Here is a 24,471-nt window from a genome sequence, read left to right as displayed (position 1 = left end):
CCTTGGGGGAAGGTGGCTCCGGGCGCGTCAGCGACCGGAGACGGATGGGGATCGTGCAGGCATTGGCGTTACGGTGCCTCCTGCACCACCCCCACCCCCGGCCCCTCCCCACAAGGGGGAGGGGAGACCCGCGCGCTTTTCATCGACCATGGAGAGCGCGCGGACGCGTCGAGCCATCTTGTCCTTCCCCCTTGTGGGGAAGGTGGCTCCGGGCGCGAGCCCGGAGACGGATGGGGGTCGTGCAGAAGGCACCGTTACGCCACATCCTGCACCACCCCCACCCCCGACCCCTCCCCACAAGGGGGAGGGGAGAGCGTCGCGGCCTTCGGAAACCCCCAATCTCACCGCGCCGCGTCGAGATCGTAGAACAGCTCGATCAGGCGGTCGTAATGCTTCAGGCCCATCGGGTGCTGCTCCATCAGGCCGCGCATGCGGGCCCAGTTCTCCTCGCGGCCGGCCTGGAGGTAGCGCGCGGCGGCCTCGCCCTCGAGGCGAACCGTCGTCATGCCGCCGGCTTCGAGCTCGGCGATCTCGCGGTCGCGGCGCTCGCGCAGCGCCTCGACGCTCTCGCGCTCGTGCTCGATCGCGGCCTCCTGGAGGATGGTGCGCGCCTCCTCCGAGAGAGCGTTCCAGCGCTCCAGATTGACGATCACGCCGAGGTCGGTCGAGAAGAAGGCCGGCTCGATGCGGTAGCGCACGAACTCGTTCCAGCGCAGGTCGATGAGGCCGATCTCGGTCCAGCCGGTGGCGTCGACGATGCCGCGCTCGAGGGCCGAATAGACTTCCGTGGTGGGGATGTCGATGACCTGAGCGCCGAGGAAGTTCGTGAAGAAGGCGTTGTAGACCGGGTTGCCGCGCAGCCGGATGCCGGTCACGTCGAGATTGCCGTCGGCGTCGAAGCGCGGCTCGTTGACCATCCAGAGGTTATACTGGACGCCCGAGTCGAACCAGCCGAGATAGTAGACGCCCATCTTCTCCTGGTGGATCTCGTTGATCAGATCGATGCCGCCGTTCTCGCGGGCCTCGATCGCTGTGATGTTCGAGGAGACCAGCGCGTCGCGCTCGGGGAAGGCGCCGGCATAGAAGCTGCCCGGCACGTAGGCCATGTCGACGACCCCGTCGCGCACGGCGTCCGCCTGCTGGAAGGAGCCGATCGCCTCGGGCCCGCCGCGAACCTCGATCTCGACCACGCCCGCGCCGCGCTCGTTCACCTTCTCGACGAAGGCGAGGAAGCTCTGGGTGTAGACGAGGGTGGTGGGGAAGGCGTGCACCGCGCTGATCCGCTCGACCGCGAGCGCCGGGCCCGCGGCGAGCAAAGCGAGGCCGGCGACCGCGCTCTTCAGGACGTATCTCATAATCGACTCCCGTTTCGAAGGTGATCCGCGACCGTTCCCGCGAGGCCTGTTGCTGCGGCCTCGCTTGTCCTTGCGGCAGGCCCGTCGGCCGCCGAGAAGGGTCGGCGCGTGCGCCGACGCCGTTTGCGTCAGCCGCCCATCCGCGGCCAGAGCCAGGGCTGCGCCGTGCGCCGCGCCTCCACGAAGGCGGCGATCTCGTCGGCATGGGCGCGCGTGAGGTCGATGTCGTCCCAGCCGTTGAGGAGCTTGAGACGGTGCACCGGGTCGAGCCCGAAGCGGATTGTGCGCCCCGCGCTCAGGATCCACGACGCGTCGAGATCGATCTCGACGCAATGCGGACCCGAAGCGATCAGCGCCTCGATCTCGGCCTCCTCCACCTGCGCGGGAAGGAGGCCGTTGTTGACGGCGTTGCCGGCGAAGATGTCGCCGAAGGAGGGCGCGAGCACCGCCTTGAAGCCGGCATCGACGAGCGCATAGACCGCCGCCTCGCGCGACGACCCGCAGCCGAAATTGCGCCGCGCGATCAGGACGGAGGCGCCGCGCGCGGCGGGCTCGTCGAGCGGAAAGCCCGGGCGCGGGCGCCCGTCGGCCTCGTGGCGCAGGTCGTGCAGGAGAAAGCCGCCGTAGCCGGCTTTGCGCGGCGCCGACATGAAGCGCGCCGGGATCAGCTGGTCGGTGTCGACATTGGCGAGCGGCAGGGGCGCCGCGAGCCCGCAATGGCGCTTGAAGCCCGCCATCAGAGCCTCCCCGCGAGCATCGGACGTACGTCCGCGAGCCGCCCGGCGACGGCAGAAGCGGCGACCATCGCCGGCGACATCAGGTGCGTTCGCGCGCCGGGGCCCTGACGGCCGCGGAAATTGCGGTTCGTGGTCGAGGCGCAGCGCTTCCCCGGCGCGACGACGTCGCCGTTCATGCCCACGCACATCGAGCAGCCCGAATCCGCCCATTCGAGCCCGGCCGCGACGAAGATCGCCGCGAGGCCCTCCTCCTCCGCCTGCTGCTTGACGAGCCGCGAGCCCGGCGAGACGAGGCCCGGCACGCGCGCCTTGCGCCCCGCGAGCACGGCCGCGGCGGCGCGCAGGTCCTCGATCCGGGCATTGGTGCAGGAGCCGATGAAGACCTGGTCGATCGCGATCGTGTCGAGCGCCTTGCCGGGGGTGAGCGCCATGTAGTCGAGCGCCGCGCGGATGCGCTCGGCCTCGGCCGGGCTCGACGCGGCAGCCGGGTCGGGCACGCGCCCGGTGATCGGCAGCGCCTCCTCCGGGCTCGTGCCCCAGGTGACGATCGGCGCGATGTCGGAGGCGTCGATCGTGACGTCGAGATCGAAGCGCGCGCCCGGATCGCTCGGCAGGCGCGCCCAGTCTTCGCGCGCGCGCTCCCATGCGTCGCCCTTCGGCGCGAAGGGGCGGCCTTCGAGATAGGCGGATGTGGTCTCGTCGGGCGCGACCATGCCGCAACGCGCGCCGCCCTCGATGGAGAGATTGCAGAGCGTCATCCGCCCCTCCATCGACAAAGCGCGCACGGCCGAGCCCGCATATTCCACCGCATGCCCCCGCGCCCCGTCGGCGCCGAGCTTGGCGATCCAATTGAGGCCGATATCCTTCGCCGCGACGCCGGGCGCGAGCGCGCCCTCGATCGAGAGGCGCATGCGCTTGGGCTTCTTCTGGCGGATCGTCTGCGTGGCGAGCACGTGGGCGACCTCGGTCGCGCCGATGCCGAAGGCGAAGACGCCGAACGCCCCGTGCGTCGAGGTGTGGCTGTCGCCGCAGGTCGCGAGCATGCCGGGCAAGGTCAGCCCCTGCTCGGCGGCGACGACGTGGACGATGCCCTGGCGCGGATCGTCGAGGCCGAAGAGCGCAAAACCGTGCCGCTCGGCATTGGCGGACAGGGTCTCGACCATGCGCGCGACGTTCTCGTCCGCGATGGCCCCGCCGCGGCCGCGGGTCGGCACGTAATGATCGGCGAAGCCGAAGGTCAGCGCCGGCTCGGCGAGGGGGAGCCCGCGCTCGTCGAGCTTGCGGAAGGCGTGGTGGGAGCCCTCGTGGACATAGTGCCGGTCGACGAAGAGGAGGCTCGCGCCGTCTTCGCCGCGCAGGATCTCGTGCGCGTCCCAGAGCTTGTCGAAGAGGGTCTTGGGCGCGCTCATCGCTCGCCTCCCTCGGCGGCCCGCGCCCCGACGACGGGTTCCCAGCGCCGCGAATCCGGCTCGCCGACGCGGTCGAGGGTCATTTCCAGGCGATAGCGGTCCGGGCGATAAAGCGCGGTGAGGTGCTCGACGCCGCGACCTTGCGCGTCGAACACGACGCGGGTGAGCGCGATGAGCGCCGCGCCGACCGAGGTTTCGAGCGCATCCGCCACGTCCGGCGTCGCGAGCGTCGCCGAGATCGTCTGCGTCGCGCGCTCGACCGTGACGCCGCTACGCTCGAGCAGGCGGAAGAGCGGCGTCGTCGCGAGATCGGCCTCCGAATAGCCCTGGGCGATCGCTTCCGGAACGTAGGTCGTCAGATGCGAGAAGGGCGCGCCCTCGATCAGGCGCACGCGCACCGCGCGCTGCACGCGCGCTTCCGGAGCCAGACCCATCGCCTGGGCGACGGAGGGGGGAGGGGCGGTGTAGGAGAAGGCGAGAAGCCGCGCGGTCGTGGACAAGCCCATCGCCACGACCTGCGGCATCAAGGTCGCGAAATCGGCGGTGACGGCGCCCGGCGCCGGGCGCGGCGAACGCACGATCGTGCCGCTGCCGGCGCGCCGCTCGACGAGACCGTCCGCCACGAGCCCGTCGAGCGCCCGGCGGATCGTCACCCGCGAGACCGCGAAACGCTCGGCGAGCTTGAGCTCGCCCGGCAGCGCGCCGCCGTCGGCATGGGCGCCGTTCAGGATCTCGTCGCGCAGGAGGAGATAGACCCTCTGGGCCTTGCCGCCGTCCGGCGCCTGGAATGCGAGCGGTTGATCCAAGGGGCTGTTCCTCGACCGACCAGAACGTCACGATCGGGCGCATCCTAGCCCGGTTTTGAAATTGCGCAAGCGACCTGTCTGGCCTGGACGTACGAATATGTCTTTTTTCTCGTCGCAATCTGTCTTATAGACCAGACCGGTGATTATCCGCCGGAGGGAAGCTTCATGTCGAGCGCGTCCCCGACAGAGCCCGCAGACCTCGTCCGCGCCTTCCTCGCCGCGATGGAAGCCCGCGACCTCGCGACCGCCCGCGCCTTCCTCGGCGAGGGTTTTTCGATGACCTTCCCCGGCGGGGTGAGGATGACGACGCTGGAGGAACTGGTCGCCTTCGCCGCGCCGCGATACCGCTTCGTGCGCAAGACGTACGAGGGGTTCGAGGTGGCGCGGGGAGCTTCCCCGGCTGTCCAGCACGGCGGTTTCGAACAGGCGCCGCCCCCTCGTCCTTCCCCCTTGGGGGAAGGTGGCCCGGCGGCGCAGCCGACGGGTCGGATGGGGGTCGTCCAGAACGAAGCGACCGCGTTCCGCAGCCGCCACCCTCACGAGCCGGCGGAGCCACATCCTGCACGACCCCCATCCGTCTCCGGGCTGTGCCCGGAGCCACCTTCCCCCAAGTGGGAAGGACAAGGTGGCGGCGCCGTCGTCTATTGCTTCGGCACGCTCTCGGGCGAGTGGCCGGACGGGACGGCGTTTTCCGGCATCCGCTTCATCGACCGCTTCGAGATCGCAAACGGCCTCCTCGTCCGCCAGGACGTCTGGAACGACCTCGCCGAGATCCGCTCGCGCGCGGAGGCGCCGTTGAGGGATCGTGGAGGCGGCAGAGACGAGACGCCCCCTCGTCCTTCCCCCTTGGGGGAAGGTGGCCCGGCGGCGCAGCCGACGGGTCGGTTGGGGGTCGTCGAGAACGAAGCGACCGAGTTCCGCAGCCGCCACCCTCACGAGCCGGCGGAGCCCCATTCTGCACGACCCCCATCCGTCTCCGGGCTACGCCCAGAGCCACCTTCCCCCAAGGGGCAAGGACAAGAGGCTCTTTCCTTCCCCTCAGGGGAAGGTGGCTCCGGCCCCCAACAGGGGCCGGAGACGGATGGGGTCCTTCGCTCCGAAGGAGCGAAGGGGCGTCCGGCGCCTCCTTCCGTAAGGAGCCTGTCGGCACGCCCCTTCGCCGCTTCGCGGCGAAAAACCCCATCCGACCCGTCGCCTCCGGCGCCGGGCCACCTTCCCCTGAGGGGAAGGAAAGACACTCCCACACCTCCCCACCAAGGACCCCGCTGATGACCCCCGCGATCGACCCGATCACGCTCGCGGTGCTCGCGGGACGCATGGAGCAGATCGCCGACGAGATGGACGCGACGCTCTTCCGCTCGGCCTTCAACCCGATCATCGCGGAGGCGCACGACGCCTCGCACGGGCTCTACCACGCGACCACCGGCGACACGCTCGTGCAGGGCAAATCCGGCCTCCCGATCTTCGTGGGCGTCATGGCCTTCGCGGTGAAGGCGGTGATCGAGAAGGCGGCGCGGGACGGGGATCTCGTCGAGGGCGACGTCTACATCTTCAACGATTCCATCTTAGGCGGCACGCATCTCTCCGACATGCGGCTCGTGCGGCCCTTTTTCCACGAGGGCCGGGTGTTCTGCCATCTCGCCTCCGTCGGCCATTGGCACGATGTCGGCGGCGCGGTGCCGGGCAATTACAACCCCTCCGCCCGCGAGGCCTTCCAGGAGGCGTTCGTGCTGCCCCCGGTGAAGCTCGTCCGCGCGGGCGTGCTTCAGCAGGACATCGTCGACATCCTCCTGCGCAACACCCGCCTGCCGCAATCGGCGCTCGGCGATCTCAACGGCCAGCTCAACGCGCTCGATCTCGGCGTGCGCCGGCTCGACGCGCTGCTCGCCGAATACGGCGCCGAGACGGTCGAGGCCGCCCTCACCGCGCTCGGCGAGCGGGCCGAGACCCTGATGCGCGCCGAACTCGCCGCGCTGCCGGACGGGCGCTACGAGGCGGAGGATTTCCTCGACAACGACGGCACGTCGGACGCGCCGCTCCCCATCCGCGTCGCGCTCGAGATCGCGGGCGACCGGCTCGCGCTCGATTTCGCGGGCACGGCGGGGGCCGCGGCGGGGCCGCTCAACATCTCGGAAGGCACAGCCATCGCCTGCGTCTACGTCGCGCTCAAGCACGTCTTCCCGGACCTGCCCGCCAATGCCGGCGTGATGCGGCCGATCGACGTCCGCATTCCGGAAGGGAGCCTCCTCGCGGCGCAATTCCCCGCGCCGACGGGCGGCTATACCGAGACGATCCTGCGCATGATCGACGTGATCTTCGCCGCCATGGCCAAGGCCGCGCCCGAGCGCGTGGTGGCGAACGCCTACGGCACCATCAACGCGCTCTCGATCGCCGGGCGGCGGGCTGACGGGCGGCGCTGGGTGATGTTCTCCTTTTACGGCGGCGGACACGGCGGCACGCCGGAAGGCGACGGGCTCGACCACGGCAACGCCCCGATTTCGACGGCGACGATCCCGCCGGTCGAGATCCTGGAGGCGGCCTATCCCGTCCTCTTCCGGCAATGGGCTTTGCGCCCCGACAGCGCGGGTGCCGGCCGCCATCGCGGCGGAATGGGGGCGGTCTACGAGATCGAACTCTTGGAGGAGCGCGCGGAGGTGTTCCTCTTCGGCGAGCGCGGGCGCTTTCCGCCGAAGGGCGTCGCGGGCGGGGCGGATGCGGCCATGAACGTCTTTTCCTACGAGGCGGACGGCGCGATGCGCACGCCCCCGCTCGTCTCGAAGGTCGTCGGCGTGACCCTCGCGCGGGGAGAGCGCGTGCGGCTCGAGACGCCGGGGGGAGGGGGCTACGGCCCGCCGGACGCCCGCGACCCGGCCGCGATCGCCCGCGACGTGCGCCTCGGCCTCGTCTCGGCCGAGCGGGCGGACGCGGATTACGGGACGGCCTGGCGGGAGACGGGGCGATGAGCGGTTCTGCGAGGGGCACGAAGGTCGTCGGCGTCGATGTCGGCGGCACCTTCACCGACGTCTTCGTGCTCGACGAGGCGACGGGCGAAGCCTCCGTCGCCAAGGTCCCGACGACGCGGCCCGACCAATCGGGCGGCTTCCTCGCGGGCATCCGGGCGCGCGTCGCCGATCCCGGCGAGATCGCCACCGTCGTCCACGGCACGACGGCGGGCACGAACGCGCTCCTCGAGCGCAAGGGCGCGCGCATCGGCGTGATCACGACGGCGGGCTTCCGCGACGTGCTCGAGATGCGCCGGCGCGACCGCCCCCGCACCTGGGGCCTGCGCGGGCGCTTCGAGGCGGTGGTCCCGCGCGATCTGCGCCGCGAGGTGCCCGAGCGCACGCTCGCCGACGGCACGATCCTGGAGGGCGTCGATCTCGACGCGGTGCGTGCGGCGGGCGAGGCTCTGCTCGCCGCCGGGTGCCGGGCGATCGCCGTGCTCTTCGTCAATGCCTACGCCAATCCGGAGAACGAGCGCGCGGCGGTCGCAATCTTGCGCGACTTCTGGCCGAACCCGCATGTCTGCGCCTCCTCCGAGATCCTCCCCGAGATCCGCGAATTCGAGCGCTTCTCGACGAGCGCGCTCAACGCCTATCTCCAGCCGGAGGTGGCGGGCTATCTCGACCGGCTGTCACGGGCCCTGAGCGAGGACGGGTTCTCGGGCGAGTTCCTGATCGTGCAGTCGAACGGCGGCGTTATGTCCGTCGACACCGCCTGCCGGCTGCCCGTACGCACCGCGCTCTCGGGCCCGGCCGCGGGCGTGATCGCGGCGGGGCACATCGCGAGCGAGGCGGGCTTCCGCAACGTGATCACGGGCGACATGGGCGGCACGAGCTTCGACGTCTCGCTGATCGCCGACGGTCGCAGCGTGCTCGCGCCGCAGACGAGCATCGATTTCGGCCTCGTCGTGCGCACGCCCATGATCGAGATCGCGACGATCGGCGCGGGCGGCGGCTCGATCGCGTCGGTCGACAAAGGCGGGCTGTTGAACATCGGCCCCGAGAGCGCGGGCTCCGATCCCGGCCCCGTCGCCTATGGCCGCGGCAACGATCGCCCGACGGTGACGGACGCCAATATCGTGCTCGGCCGCATCGATTCGCAGCGCCCGATCGGCGGCGGGCTCGCGCGGCTCGACGTGGATGCGGCCCGGCGGGCGATCGCCACGCACGTCGCCGAGCCGCTCGGGCTCGACGTCGACCGCGCGGCGGAGGCGATCGTGACGGTCGCCAATGCGCGCATGGCGGGCGCGATCCGGCTCGTCTCGATCGAGCGCGGCTTCGACCCGAAGACCTTCGCCTACATGCCTTTCGGCGGCGGCGGGGCGCTGCATGCCTGCGCGCTGATCGCGGCGGTGGGGATCGGCCGCGCGATCGTGCCGCTCTATCCCGGCGTCGTCTCGGCCATGGGCTGCGTCATCGCGGACATGCGCCAGGACTTCGTGCAGACGATCAACACGGCGACGCAAGCCCTCGACGAACAAGCGCTCGGCGCGCTGATCGCGGCCCATGTCGCGGAAGGCGGGCGCCTGCTCGATGCGGCGGGGATCGCCTTCGCCGGTCGCGAGATCGCGGTCGAGCTCGATATGGCCTATCTCGGCCAGACCCACACGGTGGCCGTGCCGCTCGACGTCGCGATCGCGGAGGGTCGCGTCGCAGCGCCGACGCGCGCGGGGGTCGAGGCGTCCTTCGCGGCGGCCTACGAGCGCGTGTACGGCCGCCTCCTGCCCGGCGGCACGACGCGCGTCCTCAACCTGCGCACGGCGATCATCGGCAAGAGGCCGAAGTTCGACCTCGCCCGCCTCGCGCCGAGCGCCGACGCCTCGTTGGAGCGCGCGCGGCGGGGGACGCGGCGCGTCTATGTCGCGGGGGCGTGGCAGGAGGCGGCGATCTACGATCGTCTCGCGCTGCCGGTCGGCGCCGCGATCGCCGGGCCGGCGGTGCTCGAACAGCCGGACACGACGATCCTGATCGAGCCGGGTTTTTCCGGCCGCGTCGACCGGCTCGGCAACATCGTCATCGCCGCCGAAGAAAGCGCGTAAGGGGAGGGGGGAGCCATGGCCCATGAGGGAGAGATCGATCCGCGCCGCACGGCGCTCCTCACGATCGATCTGCAGAACGACTTCCTCCACCCGCAGGGCGCCTATGGCCGTGCGGGCCTCTCGGAGCCCGCGATCGCGGCGCTGCCCGCGCGCATCCGCCCGCTCGCCGACGCTTTGCGGGCGGCGGGCGGCCTCTACGTCTCGGCGCAATTCACGCTCGTGCCGGGGCGCGGCGGCGAGCCCCTGATCTCGCCCCACCTGAAGCGCCTGCGCCCCTTCCTGACCCGCGGCGATTTCCTCCCCGGCGCCTTCGGCCACGCCCTCGTCGACGCGCTCGCGCCCGCCGACGTCACGATCGAGAAGGTCGCCTACAGCGCCTTCTGGCAGACGCGGCTCGACTACGTGCTGAAGGCGATGGGCATCGACACGCTGATCGTCGGCGGCATCGTGACGAATGGCGGCGTCGCGAGCACGGTCCGCGACGCTCACCTGCGCGACATCCACACGATCCTCCTCACCGACGGCTGCGCCGCCTTCGACCCGCGCGTCCACGAGGCGACCCTCGTCTCGCTCGGCACGGTGACGCGCCAGGCCACCTGCGCGCAGGCGCTCGCGCTCATCGGAGGCGCCCCATGACGATCCCCTCGCTCAAAGAGCGCCTCGCGCGAAAGCCCATCCTCCTCGCGCCGGGCGTCTATGACGGCCTCACCGCCGCGCTCGCCGAGGCGGCGGGCGCGGAGGCGCTCTATCTCTCGGGCGCCGCCGTCGCCTATACGCGCCTCGGGCGGCCCGATATCGGGCTCACCGCGATGACCGAGATGGCCGATACGCTCGCCCTCATCCGCGACCGCGTGCGCCTGCCGATCGTGATCGACGCCGATACCGGCTTCGGCAACGCGCTCAACGCCCAGCGCACGATGCGCGTCTACGAGCGCGCCGGCGCCTCCGCGCTCCAGGTCGAGGACCAGACCTATCCGAAGCGCTGCGGCCACCTCGCCGACAAGTCGCTGATTTCCACCTCCGAGATGGCCGGCAAGATCGCCGCCATGGCCGATGCGCGCGCGAGCGAGGAGACGCTCATCATCGCGCGCACGGACGCGATCGCGGTGGAGGGCTTCGAGGCGGCGATGGCGCGCGCGCAAGCCTATCTCGAGGCCGGCGCCGACGCGCTCTTCATCGAGGCTCCGCGCTCGGCGGAAGAACTCGCCGCGATCCCCCGACTGATCGGGGGGCGCGCGCCGCTGATGGCGAACATGGTCGAAGGCGGCGCGACGCCGATCGCGAGCGCCTCCGAGCTCGAGGCGCTCGGCTACGCCCTCGTCATCTTCCCCGGCGGCATCGTGCGCGCGCTCGCCCGCACGGCGGAGGATTATTACGCGAGCCTCCTGCGCGCGGGCTCGAACCGCCCCTTCGCCGAGCGGATGTTCGATTTCAAGGAGCTGAACGAGCGGCTCGGCACGGCGGACCTGCTGGCGCAGGGGGAGAAGTGGGACGGGCGGTGACGCCTCTCCCCTCTCCCGAACGGGAGAGGGGCCGGGGGTGAGGCTGTACGGTCGGAGGCCTGGCGTCGTCTGCACGGAGCGGGTCGCTCTCTTTCCTTCCCCTCAGGGGAAGGTGGCTCCGGGCGATAGCCCGGAGACGGATGGGGTCATTCGACCCGCAGGGTCGAAGGGGCGTCGGGAGCCGCCTTACGTAAGGAGCTTTACGACAACGCCCCTTCGCCGCGTTCCGCGTCGAAAAACCCCATCCGACCCGTCGGCTACGCCGCCGGGCCACCTTCCCCTGACGGGAAGGAGAGCGGCGCCATCCGCGCTGAGGGTCACCGGATGCCGGATTCCCTCACCCCTGCCCCTCTCCCATTCGAGAGAGGGGTTCTCGCGTTTCCTTCGGCCCAGGAACGAGGCCCCGAACCATGCTCCACCCCGACATCTTCACCCTCGCCACCCCACCCGAAACCGACCTCCACGTCGACACCCTCATCGTCGGCGCGGGGGCGGGCGGGCTCGTGGCGGCGTTGGCGGCGCGGGAGGCGGGGCGCGAGCCGCTGGTCGTGGAGCGCGACGCGGCGCCGGCGGGCTCGACCGCGCTCTCGGCGGGCCTGATCCCCGCCGCCGGCACCCGCTTCCAGCGCGCGGCCGGCATCGCGGACGAACCGGCCCTCTTCGCGGCCGACATCCAGCGCAAGGCCCATGGCGAGAACGACCCGGCCCTCGTCGCGGCGCTCGCGGAGGGCGCGGGACCCCTCGTCGAATGGCTCGCCGACCGCCACGGCCTGCCCTTCGAGTGCGTGACCGATTTCGACTATCCCGGCCATTCGCGTCGGCGCATGCACGGCCTGCCGACGCGCTCGGGGCGCGAGCTCGTCGACCGGCTGCGCGCCGCCTGCGAAGGGGAGGGGATCGACATCGTCTGCGAGCGACGCGCGGTGCGGCTCCTCGTCGATCGCGACGGGCGCGTGCAGGCGGTGGAGGTCGCGCGGCCGGACGGCGGCATCGAGCGCATCGGCTGCGATCGCCTGATCCTCGCCTGCAACGGGTTCGGCGGCAATCCGGCGCTCGTGCGCGCGCATGTGCCGGAGGCGGCGGACGCGCTCTATTTCGGCCATCCCGGCAACCAGGGCGAGGCCCTTGTCTGGGGGCAGGCGCTTGGCGCGCGGCTGCGCCATACGGGCGCCTGGCAGGGCCACGGCAACGTCGCGCACCCGCACGGCATCCTGATCACCTGGGCGACGATCATGGAGGGCGGGTGCCAGGTGAACCGCGAGGGACGCCGCTTCTGGAACGAGGCGCAGGGCTATTCGGAAGCCGCCCGCGCCGTCCTCGCCCAGCCCGACGGGATCGCCTTCGCGATCTTCGACGCGCGGATCGCCGCGATCGCCGCGCAGTTCGCCGATTTCCGCGAGGCGCAGGCGCAAGGCGCGGTGCGCGAGGCGGACGATGTCGCGACCCTCGCGCGGATGCTGGGCCTGCCCGAGGAGGCGCTCGCGCGGACGCTCCACGCCTTCGAGGCCTGCAAGGCCGGCACCGCGCGCGATCCCTTCGGGCGCGCGCTCGACGGCGTGGCGCCGCTCGTGCCGCCTTATCGCGCGGTGCGCGTCACGGGTGCGCTATTCCACACGCAGGGCGGGCTCGAGACCGACGGGAGCGCCCGCGTGCGGCGCGCGGACGGGGGCCTCCTGCCGAACCTGTTCGCGGTGGGCGGTGCGGCCTGCGGCGTCTCGGGGAGCGGGGCGTCGGGCTATCTCTCCGGCAACGGTCTCCTCGCGGCGACGGTGCTCGGGCGCGCGGCGGGCGCTTGACCGCGGGCCGTGCCGCGGCGCCAATGGCGAAAACGGCCGGAGGAGCGCGCCCTTGTCGATCAGCCTCACCTTTCACGGCGCCGCCGGCGCCGTCACCGGGTCCTCGTTCCGGCTCGAGACGAGCCGCGCGCGGATCCTCGTCGATTGCGGGCTCTTCCAGGGCTCGAAGACGGAGAAGGAGCTGAATTATCGCGACTTTCCGTTCGATCCCACCACGATCGACGCGCTCGTCCTCACCCACGCTCATATCGACCATTCCGGCCTCGTGCCGAAGCTCGTGAAGGCGGGGTTCGCCGGGCGCGTCCACGCGACCGAGGCGACCGCCGATCTCGCCTCGATCATGCTCCCCGATTCGGGGGCGATCCAGGAGGCCGAGGTCGCCCAGCTCAACCGCCGCAACGCCCAGCGCGGGCGACCGGCGGTGACGCCGATCTACACCGCCGACGACGCCGTCCACGCGCTCGCGCGCTTCTCGGCGCAGGATTACGGCGACCTCGTCGAGATCGCGCCGGGCATCCGGCTGCGCTTCTGGAACGCGGGCCATCTCCTCGGCTCGGCCTCCGCCGAGATCCTGGTCGAGGACGGGGACGAGCGCCTCGCGATCCTCTTCTCCGGCGACATCGGCCCCGACGACAAGCTCCTCCAATCCGATCCGGAGGGGCCGCGCGGGCTCGATTACGTCGTCTGCGAGGCGACCTACGGAGACACGTCGCGCACGCCGCCGAGCGCGGCCGATCGGCGCGCGCGGCTCGCTGCGGAGGTACGCGAGGCGGTGCGGCCGAGCGGGGTCCTCCTGATTCCCTCCTTCGCGGTGGAGCGCACGCAGGAGCTTCTCGTCGATCTCGTCTCGCTGATGGACGAGGGGGCGATCCCGCGCGCGCCGATCTTCATCGATTCGCCGCTCGCCATCCGCGCGAGCGCCGTCTTCGGGCGCCACGCGCAGGCGACGCCGGAGGGCGCGGCCCTGGTCCGGGCTCTGTCGGCGCCGATGGTGCGCTTCACGGCGAGCGTCGAGGAGAGCAAGGGCATCGCCCGGATCGGCTCCTTCCACATCGTGCTCGCGGGCAGCGGGATGTGCGATGCCGGGCGCATCCGCCATCACCTGAAGGCGCGGCTGTGGCGCGAGGACACGACGGTGCTCCTCCCCGGCTTCCAGGCGCAGGGCACCCTCGGGCGCATCCTCGCCGACGGCGCGAGCCGGGTGCGGATCATGGGCGAGGAGGTGCGGGTTCGCGCGCGCATCCGCACGCTCGACGTCTATTCCGGCCACGCCGATGCCGACGGGCTCGCCGTCTGGCTCGCGGCGCGCGCGCCGATCCGCGCGGGGCTGTTCCTCGTCCACGGCGAGGAGGCGGCGCTCGCGGGCCTCGCGGCGCGGGCGCGCGCGCTCCTGCCGCGGACGCCGGTCCACGTGCCGGCGCTCGACGCGGGGTTCGTGCTCGGCCCCCGCGAGGCCGTCCCGCTCGTCGAGAGCCCGGCGCCGCGCGTCCCGCCCGAGCGGCTCGGGCATCTCGATTGGCACAACGACCTCTCGCGCCTCCTCCTCGACATCTCCGCCGCGATGGAGGGCCGGGCCGACGAGCGCGCCCGCGGCAAGCTCGTGCGCCGCCTGCGCCGCGCGCTCGAAGAGGAGACGCGCTAGCGTGGCGCGTGGCGTCCGCCCGATTGCGTCCTGAGGTCGCTCTTCGGACCTTTCACGCGCGCGAAAACTGTGTTTTAATCGACCCGCGCCGGACGAGCGGACCGTCGAAGAGTCCGTCCCCCCGAGAGCGCGGGAAGCCGATGGCTCGGGACGGCGTGCCGCCCCGTGCCCGGATCGATTCGGGGTGGGCGGAGGTCGTCGTGGATCTCGACACGTTCGCGCGCGCGGCGCTCGCGTGCTATTTCACCTTCATCGCCGTGTTCTACACGGCGAAGCTCATCGCGCTGCGCGCGCGCACCGGGCGGGCGCACGTCGTCGTCGGCGCGCGCGGTTCGGCTCAACGCAAGGGCCGCGACACGTTCAACGCCTTCCGGCTCGCGATCTGGGCCGTCTGCGTCGTGCGCGTTCCCTATCCGGAGCTCGACGCCTGGCTCGGCCGCTTCGAGCCGCTCTACGTCGCGCCGGTGATCGCGACGGGCCTCGCGCTCCTCCTCGTCTCGCAGGCGCTGACCGTCTACACCCATTCCTACATGGCCGACGATTGGATGTCCGGAACCGGCGACGGCGGCCCGCGCCGCCTCATCACCGGCGGCCCCTTCGGCGTGATGCGCCATCCGCTCTTCGTCGCGATCGGGGTCGGCCAGCTCGGCCTCTTCCTGGCGCTGCCGAGCCTGTTCACCCTCGTCTCGCTCGTCGTCGGCGCGGCGGTGATCGCCAATCAGGCGCGGATCGAGGATCGCGCGCTCGAGCGCCGCTTCGGCGGCGAATGGCGCGCCTACGCCGCCCGCGTCCCCGCGCTCGCCATGCCGCGCCCGTTCCGGAGGCGGCTGAGCGGTTGACGAGGGGCGGGGCGTCGTCCCCGGCCGGGACCGACGCCTTCCGAGCGAAGACCCCGTCTCTCACGCCACCAGCGCGGGAGCGTCGCAGACGCGTCGGCGGCCGCGGCGCTTGGCGTCGTAGAGCGCGCCGTCGGCGCGGCGCAGGAGGGCGTCGCCGGTCTCGCCGGGTCGGGCTTCGGCGAGCCCGACGCTCGCCCCGATCGCCACCGTCACGTCGCCGAGCGTCACGGGTGCCGACACGGCGCGCACGATCTCCTCGGCGGCGGCGCGCGCGACCTCGGCGGCGGGGAGGATGACCGCGAACTCGTCGCCCCCGAGCCTCGCGACGAAACCCGCCGGCCCCGCGCAGGCCTGCAGGCGCTCGGCGATCGCCACGAGGAGCCGGTCCCCCGCCTCGTGCCCGTGGGCGTCGTTCACGGGCTTGAAGCCGTCGAGATCGACGACGAGGAGCGCGCAGCCCCCCGTCTCGAGCGCCTGCGCGAGGCGGTCGTGGAAGGAGCGCCGATTGGGGAGGCCCGTGAGCGGATCGTGCAGCGCGAGGCGCGCGACCTCGGCATGGGCCGCGGCGGCTTCCTCGATCGCCTTCTTGAGCGCGGTGATGTCGGCCCGGATGCCCACCGTCCGCCCCGAGGCGGTGCGCCGCTCGTTGATCAGGATCCAGCGCCCGTCGGGCAATTGCCGCTCGAAGCAGCCGTTGGGCCGACGATGGCTGTCGACCACCTCGCGGATGAATTCCTCCTCGCGGCCGAGCGCGGCGGGGAATTGGCCGACGGCGACGGCCTGGCGGATCACGTCCTCGAAACGCGCGCCTGCGACGAGGAATTGGGCGCTCCGCGCGTAGACCTTGCGAAACTGGGAATCGCACATCGCCAGGCGATCCTCCTCGTCCCAGACGACGATGCCGCCGGCGAGCGAGTGCATGCTCTCGACGACGTCGGCGAGGATGGCGTTTGCCCGCTCGGCCTCGCGACAGGCCCGGGCGCGCGACACGAGCGCCCAGGCGGACAATGCGCCGAGCGCGAGGCTCGTGACGAAGAGGAAATGGGGTAGGTACGCCGTCAATCTACGCTCCACGGGTGCAATTCGCGCCCAGTGAAGCACGCAGTTTCTTACAAATTTACCTACATATGGGAATAGACCTTCGTCGGGACGCCCGACGCAGGAGCTTCGTCCTGGCCCTACTCCTCCCGCTCGACCGGGCAATCCTCGCGCGCGCCCCATTCCGCCCAGGAGCCGTCGTAGAGGGCGCGGGCGGGGTGGCCGGCTTTGGCGAAGGCGAGGGAGAGGATCGCCGCCGAGACGCCCGAGCCGCAGCTCGTCAGGACGGGGCGCGACGGGTCGACGCCCGCCTTCGCCATCGCGGCGCGGATCGTCTGCGCATCGGCGAGGCGGCCGTCCTCGACGATCTCGGTGAAGGGCAGGTTGAGCGCGCCGGGCATGTGACCCGACCGCAGCCCCGGACGCGGCTCGGGCACGCGGCCCGCGAAGCGGTCCGCCGGACGCGCGTCGACGACCTGGGCCGAGCCCGTGTCGAGCGCGCGGCGCACGTCCTCTAGGGCGGCGACGGCGCTGTGGTCGAAGCGGGCGGTGAAGGTGCGCTTGGCGCGTGGGCGCGCCGGCCCCTCCTCGACGGGCAGGCCCGCCGCCTCCCAGGCGGGGAAGCCGCCCTCCAGGATCGAGACGCTCTGCGCGCCGAAGGTCTTGAGCGTCCACCACACGCGCGGCGCGGAGAACAGGCCCGCGCCGTCGTAGACGACGATCGTCTGCCCGTCGCCGATGCCGAGCGCCCCCACCTTCGCGGCGAAGGTCGCCGCGTCGGGCAGCATGTGGGGATAGGGCGAGGCCTCGTCCTTGATCGCGTCGATGTCGAAGCGCACCGCGCCGGGAATGCGCCGCGCCTCGTGCTCGGCGGCCGCGTCGCGCCCCATCGTCGGCAGGTAATAGGAGCCGTCGACCACGACGAGATCGGGGGCGCCGAGGCGCTCCGCGAGCCAGGCGGGGGTGACGAAGACCGTGTCCGTTTCGCTCATGGGGGGCGTCTCCTCTCGCGGGGCGGGCGGGCCGGATCAGGCGAGCGCGATGCGCACGCGCCGGTTCTGCTTGCCCTTCTTCTGGACGTCGGTGACGAGGATGCGGCCGATCTCGCCGGTCCGGCGCACGTGGGTGCCGCCGCAGGGCTGCAGGTCGATGCCGGCGATCTCGACGAGGCGCACGCGCCCCGAGCCGCGCGGCGGCTTGACCGACATCGTCTTGACGAGGTCGGGCGCGGCGTCGAGCTCCTCGTCGGTGATCCAGCGCTCGCTCACCGGCGCGTCGCGGTCGACGAGCGCGTTGAGCTCGGCGGCGATCTCGTCCTTGTCGATCCCCGCCTCGGGGATGTCGAAATCGAGCCGGCCCTCGCCGTCGCCGATCGCGCCGCCGGTGACGGGGTAGGGCAGTACCACGCTGAGCAGGTGCAGCGCCGTGTGGATGCGCATGCGCGGGTGGCGGACGTCCCAATCGAGTTCGAGCGTCACGTCCTCGCCGAGCATGTCCTCGGGCGCGGGCTCGCCGTCGGCGGGAAGGTGGAGGATCTCCTTGCGATCGGGGCCGTAGACCGTGTTCGCGATGCGCAGGACGCGGCCGTCGGCGCGGGTGAGCGTGCCGACGTCGCCGGGCTGGCCGCCGCCCTGCGCGTAGAAGATCGTGCGGTCGAGCACGATGCCCCCGTCGCGGACCGCGACGACTCGGGCGGTCGCACGGCGCAGATAGGCGTCCTCGCGGAACAGCGGCTCGGTCACGGGGCGTTTCTCCGGTCGTTGCGTGGAGCGGCACGGTAGAAGTCCTCCGCGACGCTGGCAAGGCGGCACGCATGCGGGGAACGCTCGCACCCTCTACGGTTTTCTGCGTATAGGATACGGCGAACTCCTAATACATTGTCCGGCATGCCCAAAATGGACTCGGCGGTATGATCCGGGCGACACGTTCGACCGTAACTGATTGTGACGCGGCTCCGTCCTTTCGATGGAAGCCGTAAGGCCGCCGGGCCCCGAGGATGAGCCAAGTGACGACGCACCTGCACGAACGACCGCTGGACACGCTCCTGGCGGATTATGCGAGCGGCGGCCTCAGCGCCCCGCTCCATGCGCTCGTCGCGAGCCATCTCGTTCTCAAGCCCGAGAGTCGCCGCTTCGTGTCGATGCTCGAGGCCGCCCGCGCAGCGGAGATCGAGCGCGTCGCCCCCGCTCCGATCCGCGATCGGGACGCCCGGCTCGCCGCGATCTTCGCCGCCAGCGACGAGGCCGCCCGTCCGCGCCCGGAGGCCGCCGACGAGGCGGTGCCCGCGCCGCTCGCCCGCTACCTCGCCGCCTCGCAGCTCGGCCGCGGGCGTCTCGCCGAGGTGCCGTGGAAGACGCTCATCCCCGGCGTGAAGGAATACCGCGTCGCCGACAACGAGGACGGCGAGGCGACGCTCTACTGGATCCGCGGCGGCCGCAAGATCCCCTCGCACACCCACGAGGGCTCGGAATACACCCTCGTGCTCAAGGGCGCGTTCAGCGACATCAACGGCCATTACGCCCGCGGCGACATCGCGGTGGCGGACATGGACGTCGACCACCAGCCGGTCGCCGACGCGCACGAGGATTGCTTCTGCTTCGCCGTCACCGACGCGCCGCTGCGCCTGACCGGGCCGATCGGGCGCATCGTGCAGAAGCTGTTCCGGCATTGACAGGCGGCGGGTGCGCCCGAAGGCGCGCCCGCTTCGCCGCCGAACGGGCGATCAGACGCAGCGTCCGCCGTCGACCTCGAGACACACCCCCGTCAGGAATTCCGCCTCGTCCGAGCAGAGGTAGAGCGCTGCGTTGGCGATGTCCTTGGGCTGCGAGAAGCGCCCGAGCGGGATCGTCGCCTTGAACATCGCGCGCCGCTCCTCCGTGTCCTGCCCGAGGAACGTCGCGAGCATGCCGGTCTCGCCGGCCACGGGGTTGATGGCGCACACGCGGATGCGATCCGGCGCGAGCTCGACCGCCATCGAGCGGGTGATCGTGATCGCCGCGCCCTTCGAGCCGTTGTACCAGGTCAGCCCCGGCCGCGGGCGCACGCCGGCGGTGGAGGCGATGTTGAGGATGACGCCCGCTCCGCGCGCGCGCATCGCCGGGATCGCGGCCATGGCGCCGTGATAGATGCCCTTCACGTTCACGGCGAAGATGCGGTCGAAGGTTTCCTCGTCCACTTCCAGCATCGGGCGGTTGGTGTGGGCGAAGCCCGCATTGTTGACGAGGATGTCGAGCCCGCCGAATTCGGAGAGCGCGGCATCGACCATCGCCTTCACGTCCGCGCCCTTCGAGACGTCCGCGCGCACGTAGCGCGCCGCGGCCCCGATCTCGTCGGCGACGCGCCGCCCGCCCTCGTCGGCGATGTCGCCCACGATCACCTTGGCGCCCTCGCGCGCGAAGGTCTTGGCGATGCCCTCGCCGAAGCCGGAGCCCGCGCCGGTGACGATCGCGACTTTTCCTTGCAGCCTCAATGCTTCCTCCTCGATTTCCTCATCCCTCCCCGTAGGGGAGGGTGGACTTTCGAGCGACAGCGAGAAAGGCCGGGTGGGGCACGACGCGCGGAGGGTATTCTCCACCCGTGCCCCACCCGACCCCTGTCGCTGCGCTCCAGGGGCCACCCTCCCCTCCGGGGAGGGAGGACCCGCCTCACTCGTATTTCACCGCGACCGTCTTCAGCGTCCCGAACCCGTACAAGCCGACAAAACCCTTCTCGCGGCCGTGGCCGGATTTGCCGACGCCGCCGAAGGGGAGCTCGACGCCGCCGCCCGCGCCGTAATTGTTGACGAAGACCTGGCCGGCGCGCACGCGCTTGGCCATGCGCAGCGCCCGCGAGCCGTCGCGGGTCCACACGCCGGCGACGAGGCCGTAATCGGTGCCGTTGGCGATCGCGACCGCCTCGTCCTCGCCCGTGAACGGCACGAGCGAGAGGACGGGGCCGAACACCTCCTCGCGGGCGAGCTCGGTTTTCGAATCGACAGGGCCGAACAGAGCGGGCGCCACGTAGAAGCCGCCCTTGGGCGCGTCGTCGAGGATCTTGCCGCGTGCGAGCAAAGCCGCGCCGGACGTCTCCCCGCGCGAGACGAAGCCCTCGACGCGCGCCTTCTGCTCGGCGCTGACGATGGGCCCGACATCGGGATCGTCGAGCGCGGGGCCGACGCTCAGCTTGGAGAAGCGCTCCGCGATCGCCGAGGCGACCTCGTCGAAGACGCTGCGCTCGATCAGGATGCGGGAGCCCGCCGAGCAGGTCTGGCCGGCATTCTGGACGGCGGCGCGCACCAGGAAGGGGAGGGCGGCGTCGAGATCGGCATCGGCGAAGACGAGCTGCGGGGACTTGCCGCCGAGCTCCAGCGTCACCGGCACGATGTTGCGCGCCGCCGCTTCCTGGATGCGCTGGCCGACCGCGACCGAGCCCGTGAAGGAGATGTGATGAATGCCCGGATGGCGCGCGAGCGCCGCGCCGGCCTCCTCGCCGTAGCCCGTGACGATGTTGAGGACGCCCTCCGGCAGCCCGGCCTCGAGCGCGAGCTTGCCGAGGACGAGGGCGGTCAGCGAGGCGTCCTCGCCCGGCTTGACGACGCAGGCATTGCCCATCGCGAGCGCCGCGCCGACGCTCCTCCCGATGATCTGCATCGGGTAGTTCCACGGCACGATGTGCGCCGTGACGCCGTGGGGCTCCCACCAGGTCATCACCTGGTAGCCCGCCTGATAGGGGATGGTGTCGCCGTGGAGCTTGTCGGCGGCGCCGCCGTAGAACTCGAAATAGCGCGCGCAGGCGATCGCGTCGGCCCGCGCCTGGGCGAGCGGCTTGCCGACGTCGCGCGCCTCGAGGATCGCGAGGTCCTGGGCGCGCTCGAGGATCTTGCCCGCGAGCTTCGAGAGGATGCGGCCGCGCTCCATCGCGCTCATGCGGCCCCAGGCGCCCTCGCGCGCCTTGTGGGCGGAGGCGACGGCCATCTCCACGTCGATCGAACGGCCGCGAGCGAGCTCCGCGAACGGCTCGCCGGTGGAGGGGTCGAGAACCGGGATGCGGTCCCCGCCTTGAGCGTCCTGGAAGGTGCCCCCGATGAGGAGCTTCGGTGCCGGCAGCGTCATGTCTCGTATCCGTGGCCTCGTCGTGAGGCGGAACTCTACCGACCGAAGGCGAGATTGCGGAAGAACAATGTCAGATCGGGGACGTAAGTGATGATCATCAGGCACGTCACGATCACGAGCACGAAGGGTACGAGGTGACGGATGATCCGCTCCAGCGGAACTTGCGCCACCTGGCATGCGGCGAAAAGATTGACGCCGAAGGGTGGCGTGATCATGCCGAGCGCGAGGTTCACCACCATGATCAGCCCGAAATGCACCGGATCGACGCCGTAGGCGATGGCGACGGGCACCAGGATCGGCGCGAGCACGATGATCGCCGCCGAGGTCTCGATGAACATGCCGACCACGAAGAGGAAGACGTTCACCGCGAGCAGGAACATCGCTGGGTTGTCGACGATGCTCGTGATCCAGGCGCTGATCGCCATCGGCACGCCCGCGCGGGTGAGGAGGAAGGAGAACACGCCCGCCGCCGCGATGATGAACATGATGATCGTCGAGGCGATCACCGAGCGGCGCAAGACCGAGAAGAACTCCCCCCAGCCGATCGCGCGGTAGACCACCGTGCCGACGAAGAGCGCGTAGAACACCGCGACGACCGACGCCTCCGTGGGCGTGAAGACGCCGCGATAGATGCCGCCGATGATGATGATCGGCATGATCAGCGCCCAGGCCGCCTCCTTCGTCGCGCGCAGGAGCGGCACGCGCCCGATATGGTCGTCCTTGCCCCAGCCGTTGATGCGGCAATAGACGAGGACGAAGAGGATCAGCGCCGCGCCGATGAGCAGCCCCGGCCCGATGCCGCCCACGAAGAGTTCGCCGATCGAGACCTCGGCCGAGACGCCGTAGAGGATGAGCGGGATCGAGGGCGGGATGATCACGCCGAGCTCGGCCGAGGTCGCCTGCAGGCTCGCCGCGAAGGGTTTGGGGTAGGCGTGGCGGATCATCGCGGGGATGATGATCGCGCCGATCGCGAAGGTGGTCGCCACCGACGAGCCCGAGACCGAGGCGAAGATCATGCAGGTGAGCACGCAGGAGGCCGCGAGCCCGCCCTGGACGCCGCCGACGAGCGATTTCGCGAATTCCACGAGGCGCTTGGAGATCCCTCCGGCCTCCATCAGATTGCCGGCGAGGATGAAGAACGGGATCGCCATCAGGGGGAAGGAATCGATCGTCGTCATCAGGCGTTGCGCCACGACGACGAGGGGGAGGTTCGCGAACAGCGTGATGCCGCCGATCGAGGCGGCGAGGATGGCGATCGCGATCGGGGCGCCGAGCGCGATGAAGAAGACCATGCCGATCAGCATGAAGGAGGGCATGGCTCAGATCTCCCGGGGACGCACGGCATCCGCCGCGTCCGTGTCGCTCGGACCGCCCGCGCGCGCCTCCGCGACGTCCTCGGCGAGGCGCCCGAGGACGGCGACCATGGACAGAGCCGCGCCGATGGGGATCGCGGCATAGACGAGCGAGATCGAGATGTTCTCCCCCGTGAACGGGTTCGAGACGCCCGCGAGCGATTGGAAGCGCACCCGATGCGCCATCTCCCAGCCCCACCAGACCATCACGAACAACACCCCCAAATTGAGCCCCGCGATCGCGACGACGAGGATCACGCGGATGGTCGGCGGCGCGAGGCGGCGCAGGAAGTCGACGGCGAGGAGCGCCCCCGTCCGGAAGGCCGCGACGAGGCCGAGATAGACCATCCAGATCTGCAAGGAGCGCGAGGTCACCTCCGACCAGGTCGAGGGCTGGGCGAAGACGAAGCGGGTGATGACCTGGTAGAACGACACGCATGCCATGGTGGCAAGCAGCGCCATCGCCAGCGCCATCGCGACGTTGAAGACGGCCTTGTCGACGAATCTCAGCGCTGCGAGCATGGGTGGCGTGGTCTTTTCGTGTTCGGGTGAGGGCGGGACCGGTGGTCGTCCCTCGGAGCTGTCATCCCGGGCCGCGAAGCGGACCCGGGACCCAGATCCGCGACGATCGTCGGAGCGCGCATGTCGCGCTCGCTCGCACACCGAAACGCGGCTTTGGTCGGCGAAACGCAGCCTACAGGCTGCGACTGCGGCGTCGGGAGTCTGGGTCCCGGATCGCCTTCGGCGTCCGGGATGACACCCCAGGAATGCCCCCTGGCGACGTCCGCCGCCGGGGGGACATCACGGCGTCACTGGCCGTAATTGACGATCGCGTCGATCTTGTCCTGGCCGAAGCGCTGGGCGAACTCGGCGAAGACCGGCTGGAGGGCGGCCTCGAAGGCGGCGCGGTCGACGTCCTCGACGACCTGCATGCCCTGCGACTTGAGCTGCGCGACGCCGTTCTCGGCATCCTCGCGCACCTTGGCGCGCATCGCCGCCGCGCCGGCGGCCGCGGCCTCGCGGAACCAGCCCTGCTCCTCCTCCGACAGCCCGTCCCAGATCATCGGCGACATCAGGATGAGCGCCGGGGAATAGACGTGCTGGGTCAGCGAGAGGTGCTGCTGCACCTGCGCGAAATTCGCCGACAGGATCACGCCGATCGGGTTCTCCTGGCCGTCGACCGTGCCCTGCTGGAGCGCGGTGAAGAGCTCGGGGAAGGCCATCGGGGTCGGCAGCACGCCGAGCTCCTGGAAGGCGCGCATGTGCACCTGGTTTTCCATGGTGCGCACCTTGAGACCGCGCGTGTCCTCCGGCGTGCGGATCGGGCGAACGCCGTTCGTGAGGTTGCGGAAGCCGTTCTCGCCCCAGGCGAGCGCGATCAGCCCGTGCTGGGGGAACTCGTCGAGGAGCGCCTGGCCAATCTCGCCGTCGAGCACCGCGTGGGCGTGCTCGTAGTCGCGGAACAGGAAGGGGATGTCCGTGATCAGCACGGAGGGCACGAAATTGCCGACCGGGCCCGTCGAGGTGATGACGAGATCGACGGTGCCGATCTGCGCGCCCTCGACCATCTCGCGCTCGCCGCCGAGCGCGTTGGCGGGGAATTGCTCGATCGTGAAGCGGCCGTCGGAGAGCCGCGCGAGCTCTTCCGCCATCGCGGTCGCGCCGACGCCGTAATGCGAGGTGGGCGCGAGCGAATAGCCGAGCTTGAGCGCGGTCTGGGCGTTGGCCGGGGCGAGCGTGAGCGCGCCGAGAACGGCCGCGAGCGCGCCCGCCTTGAGAACGTGGTGGAACGACATGGGCTCTTGAACCTCCCTTTTCAGGTTTCTTGCACAGGGTGTTGCGATCACGAGCGAACGTCTCGTTC

Annotated in this window: 20 protein-coding genes; 8 read left to right on the top strand and 12 right to left on the bottom strand. The window is 71.1% G+C overall.

Features of this window, described 5'->3' with window-relative positions; translation table 11 throughout:
* Nucleotides 1–341: 341 nt before the first annotated feature.
* The 4 genes from dctP to ACK4UM_RS05580 form a co-directional block, all read right to left on the bottom strand.
* On the bottom strand, nucleotides 342–1,355 hold the full coding sequence (gene dctP, locus ACK4UM_RS05595) for a TRAP transporter substrate-binding protein DctP (protein ID WP_409796676.1): 1,014 nt from the start codon (nucleotides 1,353–1,355) through the stop codon (nucleotides 342–344).
* 128 nt (nucleotides 1,356–1,483) lie between these two features.
* Nucleotides 1,484–2,092, bottom strand: a complete 609-nt coding sequence (gene leuD / locus ACK4UM_RS05590) for a 3-isopropylmalate dehydratase small subunit (protein ID WP_409796674.1) — start codon at nucleotides 2,090–2,092, stop codon at nucleotides 1,484–1,486.
* The gene (gene leuC / locus ACK4UM_RS05585; RefSeq protein WP_409796672.1) at nucleotides 2,092–3,501 is read right to left on the bottom strand and encodes a 3-isopropylmalate dehydratase large subunit; all 1,410 of its coding nucleotides are present in this window, start codon (nucleotides 3,499–3,501) and stop codon (nucleotides 2,092–2,094) included. The genes leuD and leuC overlap by 1 nt, the downstream gene beginning before the upstream one ends.
* The gene (locus tag ACK4UM_RS05580; RefSeq protein ID WP_409796670.1) at nucleotides 3,498–4,307 is read right to left on the bottom strand and encodes a GntR family transcriptional regulator; all 810 of its coding nucleotides are present in this window, start codon (nucleotides 4,305–4,307) and stop codon (nucleotides 3,498–3,500) included. Before ACK4UM_RS05580 ends, leuC begins: the two co-directional genes overlap by 4 nt.
* Before the next feature lie 1,268 nt (nucleotides 4,308–5,575).
* Here ACK4UM_RS05580 and ACK4UM_RS05575 point away from each other — a divergent pair.
* The 7 genes from ACK4UM_RS05575 (at nucleotide 5,576) to ACK4UM_RS05545 (ending at nucleotide 15,127) form a co-directional block, all read left to right on the top strand.
* Nucleotides 5,576–7,270 (top strand): hydantoinase B/oxoprolinase family protein, encoded by a 1,695-nt coding sequence (locus tag ACK4UM_RS05575; protein WP_409796668.1) that lies wholly within the window; start codon nucleotides 5,576–5,578, stop codon nucleotides 7,268–7,270.
* On the top strand, nucleotides 7,267–9,348 hold the full coding sequence (locus tag ACK4UM_RS05570) for a hydantoinase/oxoprolinase family protein (RefSeq protein WP_409796666.1): 2,082 nt from the start codon (nucleotides 7,267–7,269) through the stop codon (nucleotides 9,346–9,348). The genes ACK4UM_RS05575 and ACK4UM_RS05570 overlap by 4 nt, the downstream gene beginning before the upstream one ends.
* A 15-nt stretch (nucleotides 9,349–9,363) precedes the next feature.
* On the top strand, nucleotides 9,364–9,984 hold the full coding sequence (locus tag ACK4UM_RS05565) for a cysteine hydrolase family protein (protein ID WP_409796664.1): 621 nt from the start codon (nucleotides 9,364–9,366) through the stop codon (nucleotides 9,982–9,984).
* Entirely contained in the window at nucleotides 9,981–10,850 is an 870-nt protein-coding gene (locus tag ACK4UM_RS05560) for an oxaloacetate decarboxylase (RefSeq protein ID WP_409796662.1), read from the top strand. The genes ACK4UM_RS05565 and ACK4UM_RS05560 overlap by 4 nt, the downstream gene beginning before the upstream one ends.
* A 410-nt stretch (nucleotides 10,851–11,260) precedes the next feature.
* Nucleotides 11,261–12,646 carry an FAD-dependent oxidoreductase gene (locus ACK4UM_RS05555; RefSeq protein WP_409796660.1) on the top strand — a complete coding sequence of 462 codons (1,386 nt, stop codon included), beginning with the start codon at nucleotides 11,261–11,263 and terminating at the stop codon, nucleotides 12,644–12,646.
* A gap of 52 nt (nucleotides 12,647–12,698) precedes the next feature.
* Complete coding sequence (locus tag ACK4UM_RS05550) at nucleotides 12,699–14,288, top strand: MBL fold metallo-hydrolase (protein ID WP_409796658.1); 1,590 nt, start codon at nucleotides 12,699–12,701, stop codon at nucleotides 14,286–14,288.
* A gap of 200 nt (nucleotides 14,289–14,488) precedes the next feature.
* On the top strand, nucleotides 14,489–15,127 hold the full coding sequence (locus ACK4UM_RS05545; protein WP_409796656.1) for a methyltransferase family protein: 639 nt from the start codon (nucleotides 14,489–14,491) through the stop codon (nucleotides 15,125–15,127).
* A gap of 60 nt (nucleotides 15,128–15,187) precedes the next feature.
* Here the strand turns inward: ACK4UM_RS05545 and ACK4UM_RS05540 are convergent, their stop codons facing one another.
* From ACK4UM_RS05540 to ACK4UM_RS05530, 3 genes are all read right to left on the bottom strand, one after another.
* Entirely contained in the window at nucleotides 15,188–16,189 is a 1,002-nt protein-coding gene (locus ACK4UM_RS05540; RefSeq protein WP_409796654.1) for a diguanylate cyclase domain-containing protein, read from the bottom strand.
* A gap of 116 nt (nucleotides 16,190–16,305) precedes the next feature.
* Nucleotides 16,306–17,157, bottom strand: coding sequence for a 3-mercaptopyruvate sulfurtransferase (gene sseA / locus ACK4UM_RS05535; protein ID WP_409796652.1), 852 nt, complete (start codon nucleotides 17,155–17,157; stop codon nucleotides 16,306–16,308).
* A 36-nt stretch (nucleotides 17,158–17,193) separates the two neighbouring features.
* Nucleotides 17,194–17,907 carry an alanyl-tRNA editing protein gene (locus ACK4UM_RS05530; protein ID WP_409796650.1) on the bottom strand — a complete coding sequence of 238 codons (714 nt, stop codon included), beginning with the start codon at nucleotides 17,905–17,907 and terminating at the stop codon, nucleotides 17,194–17,196.
* Between the two features lie 263 nt (nucleotides 17,908–18,170).
* Between ACK4UM_RS05530 and ACK4UM_RS05525 the strand changes: the two genes are divergently transcribed.
* On the top strand, nucleotides 18,171–18,836 hold the full coding sequence (locus tag ACK4UM_RS05525) for a ChrR family anti-sigma-E factor (RefSeq protein WP_409796649.1): 666 nt from the start codon (nucleotides 18,171–18,173) through the stop codon (nucleotides 18,834–18,836).
* Between the two features lie 51 nt (nucleotides 18,837–18,887).
* Here ACK4UM_RS05525 and ACK4UM_RS05520 read toward each other — a convergent pair whose 3' ends face one another.
* The 5 genes from ACK4UM_RS05520 to ACK4UM_RS05500 all read right to left on the bottom strand — a co-directional run bounded on the left by ACK4UM_RS05520 (nucleotide 18,888) and on the right by ACK4UM_RS05500 (nucleotide 24,403).
* Nucleotides 18,888–19,634, bottom strand: a complete 747-nt coding sequence (locus ACK4UM_RS05520) for an SDR family oxidoreductase (protein WP_409796648.1) — start codon at nucleotides 19,632–19,634, stop codon at nucleotides 18,888–18,890.
* Nucleotides 19,635–19,809: 175 nt separating this feature from the next.
* The gene (locus ACK4UM_RS05515) at nucleotides 19,810–21,255 is read right to left on the bottom strand and encodes an aldehyde dehydrogenase family protein (RefSeq protein WP_409796646.1); all 1,446 of its coding nucleotides are present in this window, start codon (nucleotides 21,253–21,255) and stop codon (nucleotides 19,810–19,812) included.
* Between the two features lie 35 nt (nucleotides 21,256–21,290).
* Entirely contained in the window at nucleotides 21,291–22,571 is a 1,281-nt protein-coding gene (locus ACK4UM_RS05510; protein WP_409796644.1) for a TRAP transporter large permease, read from the bottom strand.
* Nucleotides 22,572–22,574: 3 nt separating this feature from the next.
* Nucleotides 22,575–23,129 carry a TRAP transporter small permease gene (locus tag ACK4UM_RS05505; protein WP_409796642.1) on the bottom strand — a complete coding sequence of 185 codons (555 nt, stop codon included), beginning with the start codon at nucleotides 23,127–23,129 and terminating at the stop codon, nucleotides 22,575–22,577.
* Between the two features lie 287 nt (nucleotides 23,130–23,416).
* Nucleotides 23,417–24,403 (bottom strand): TRAP transporter substrate-binding protein, encoded by a 987-nt coding sequence (locus ACK4UM_RS05500; RefSeq protein WP_409796640.1) that lies wholly within the window; start codon nucleotides 24,401–24,403, stop codon nucleotides 23,417–23,419.
* Nucleotides 24,404–24,471: the final 68 nt, after the last annotated feature.

Source organism: Salinarimonas sp. (assembly GCF_046292825.1).
GTDB lineage: Bacteria > Pseudomonadota > Alphaproteobacteria > Rhizobiales > Beijerinckiaceae > Salinarimonas.
Note: the sequence above shows the minus strand (reverse complement) of the source record. Positions and strands in the feature narration are given on the sequence as shown.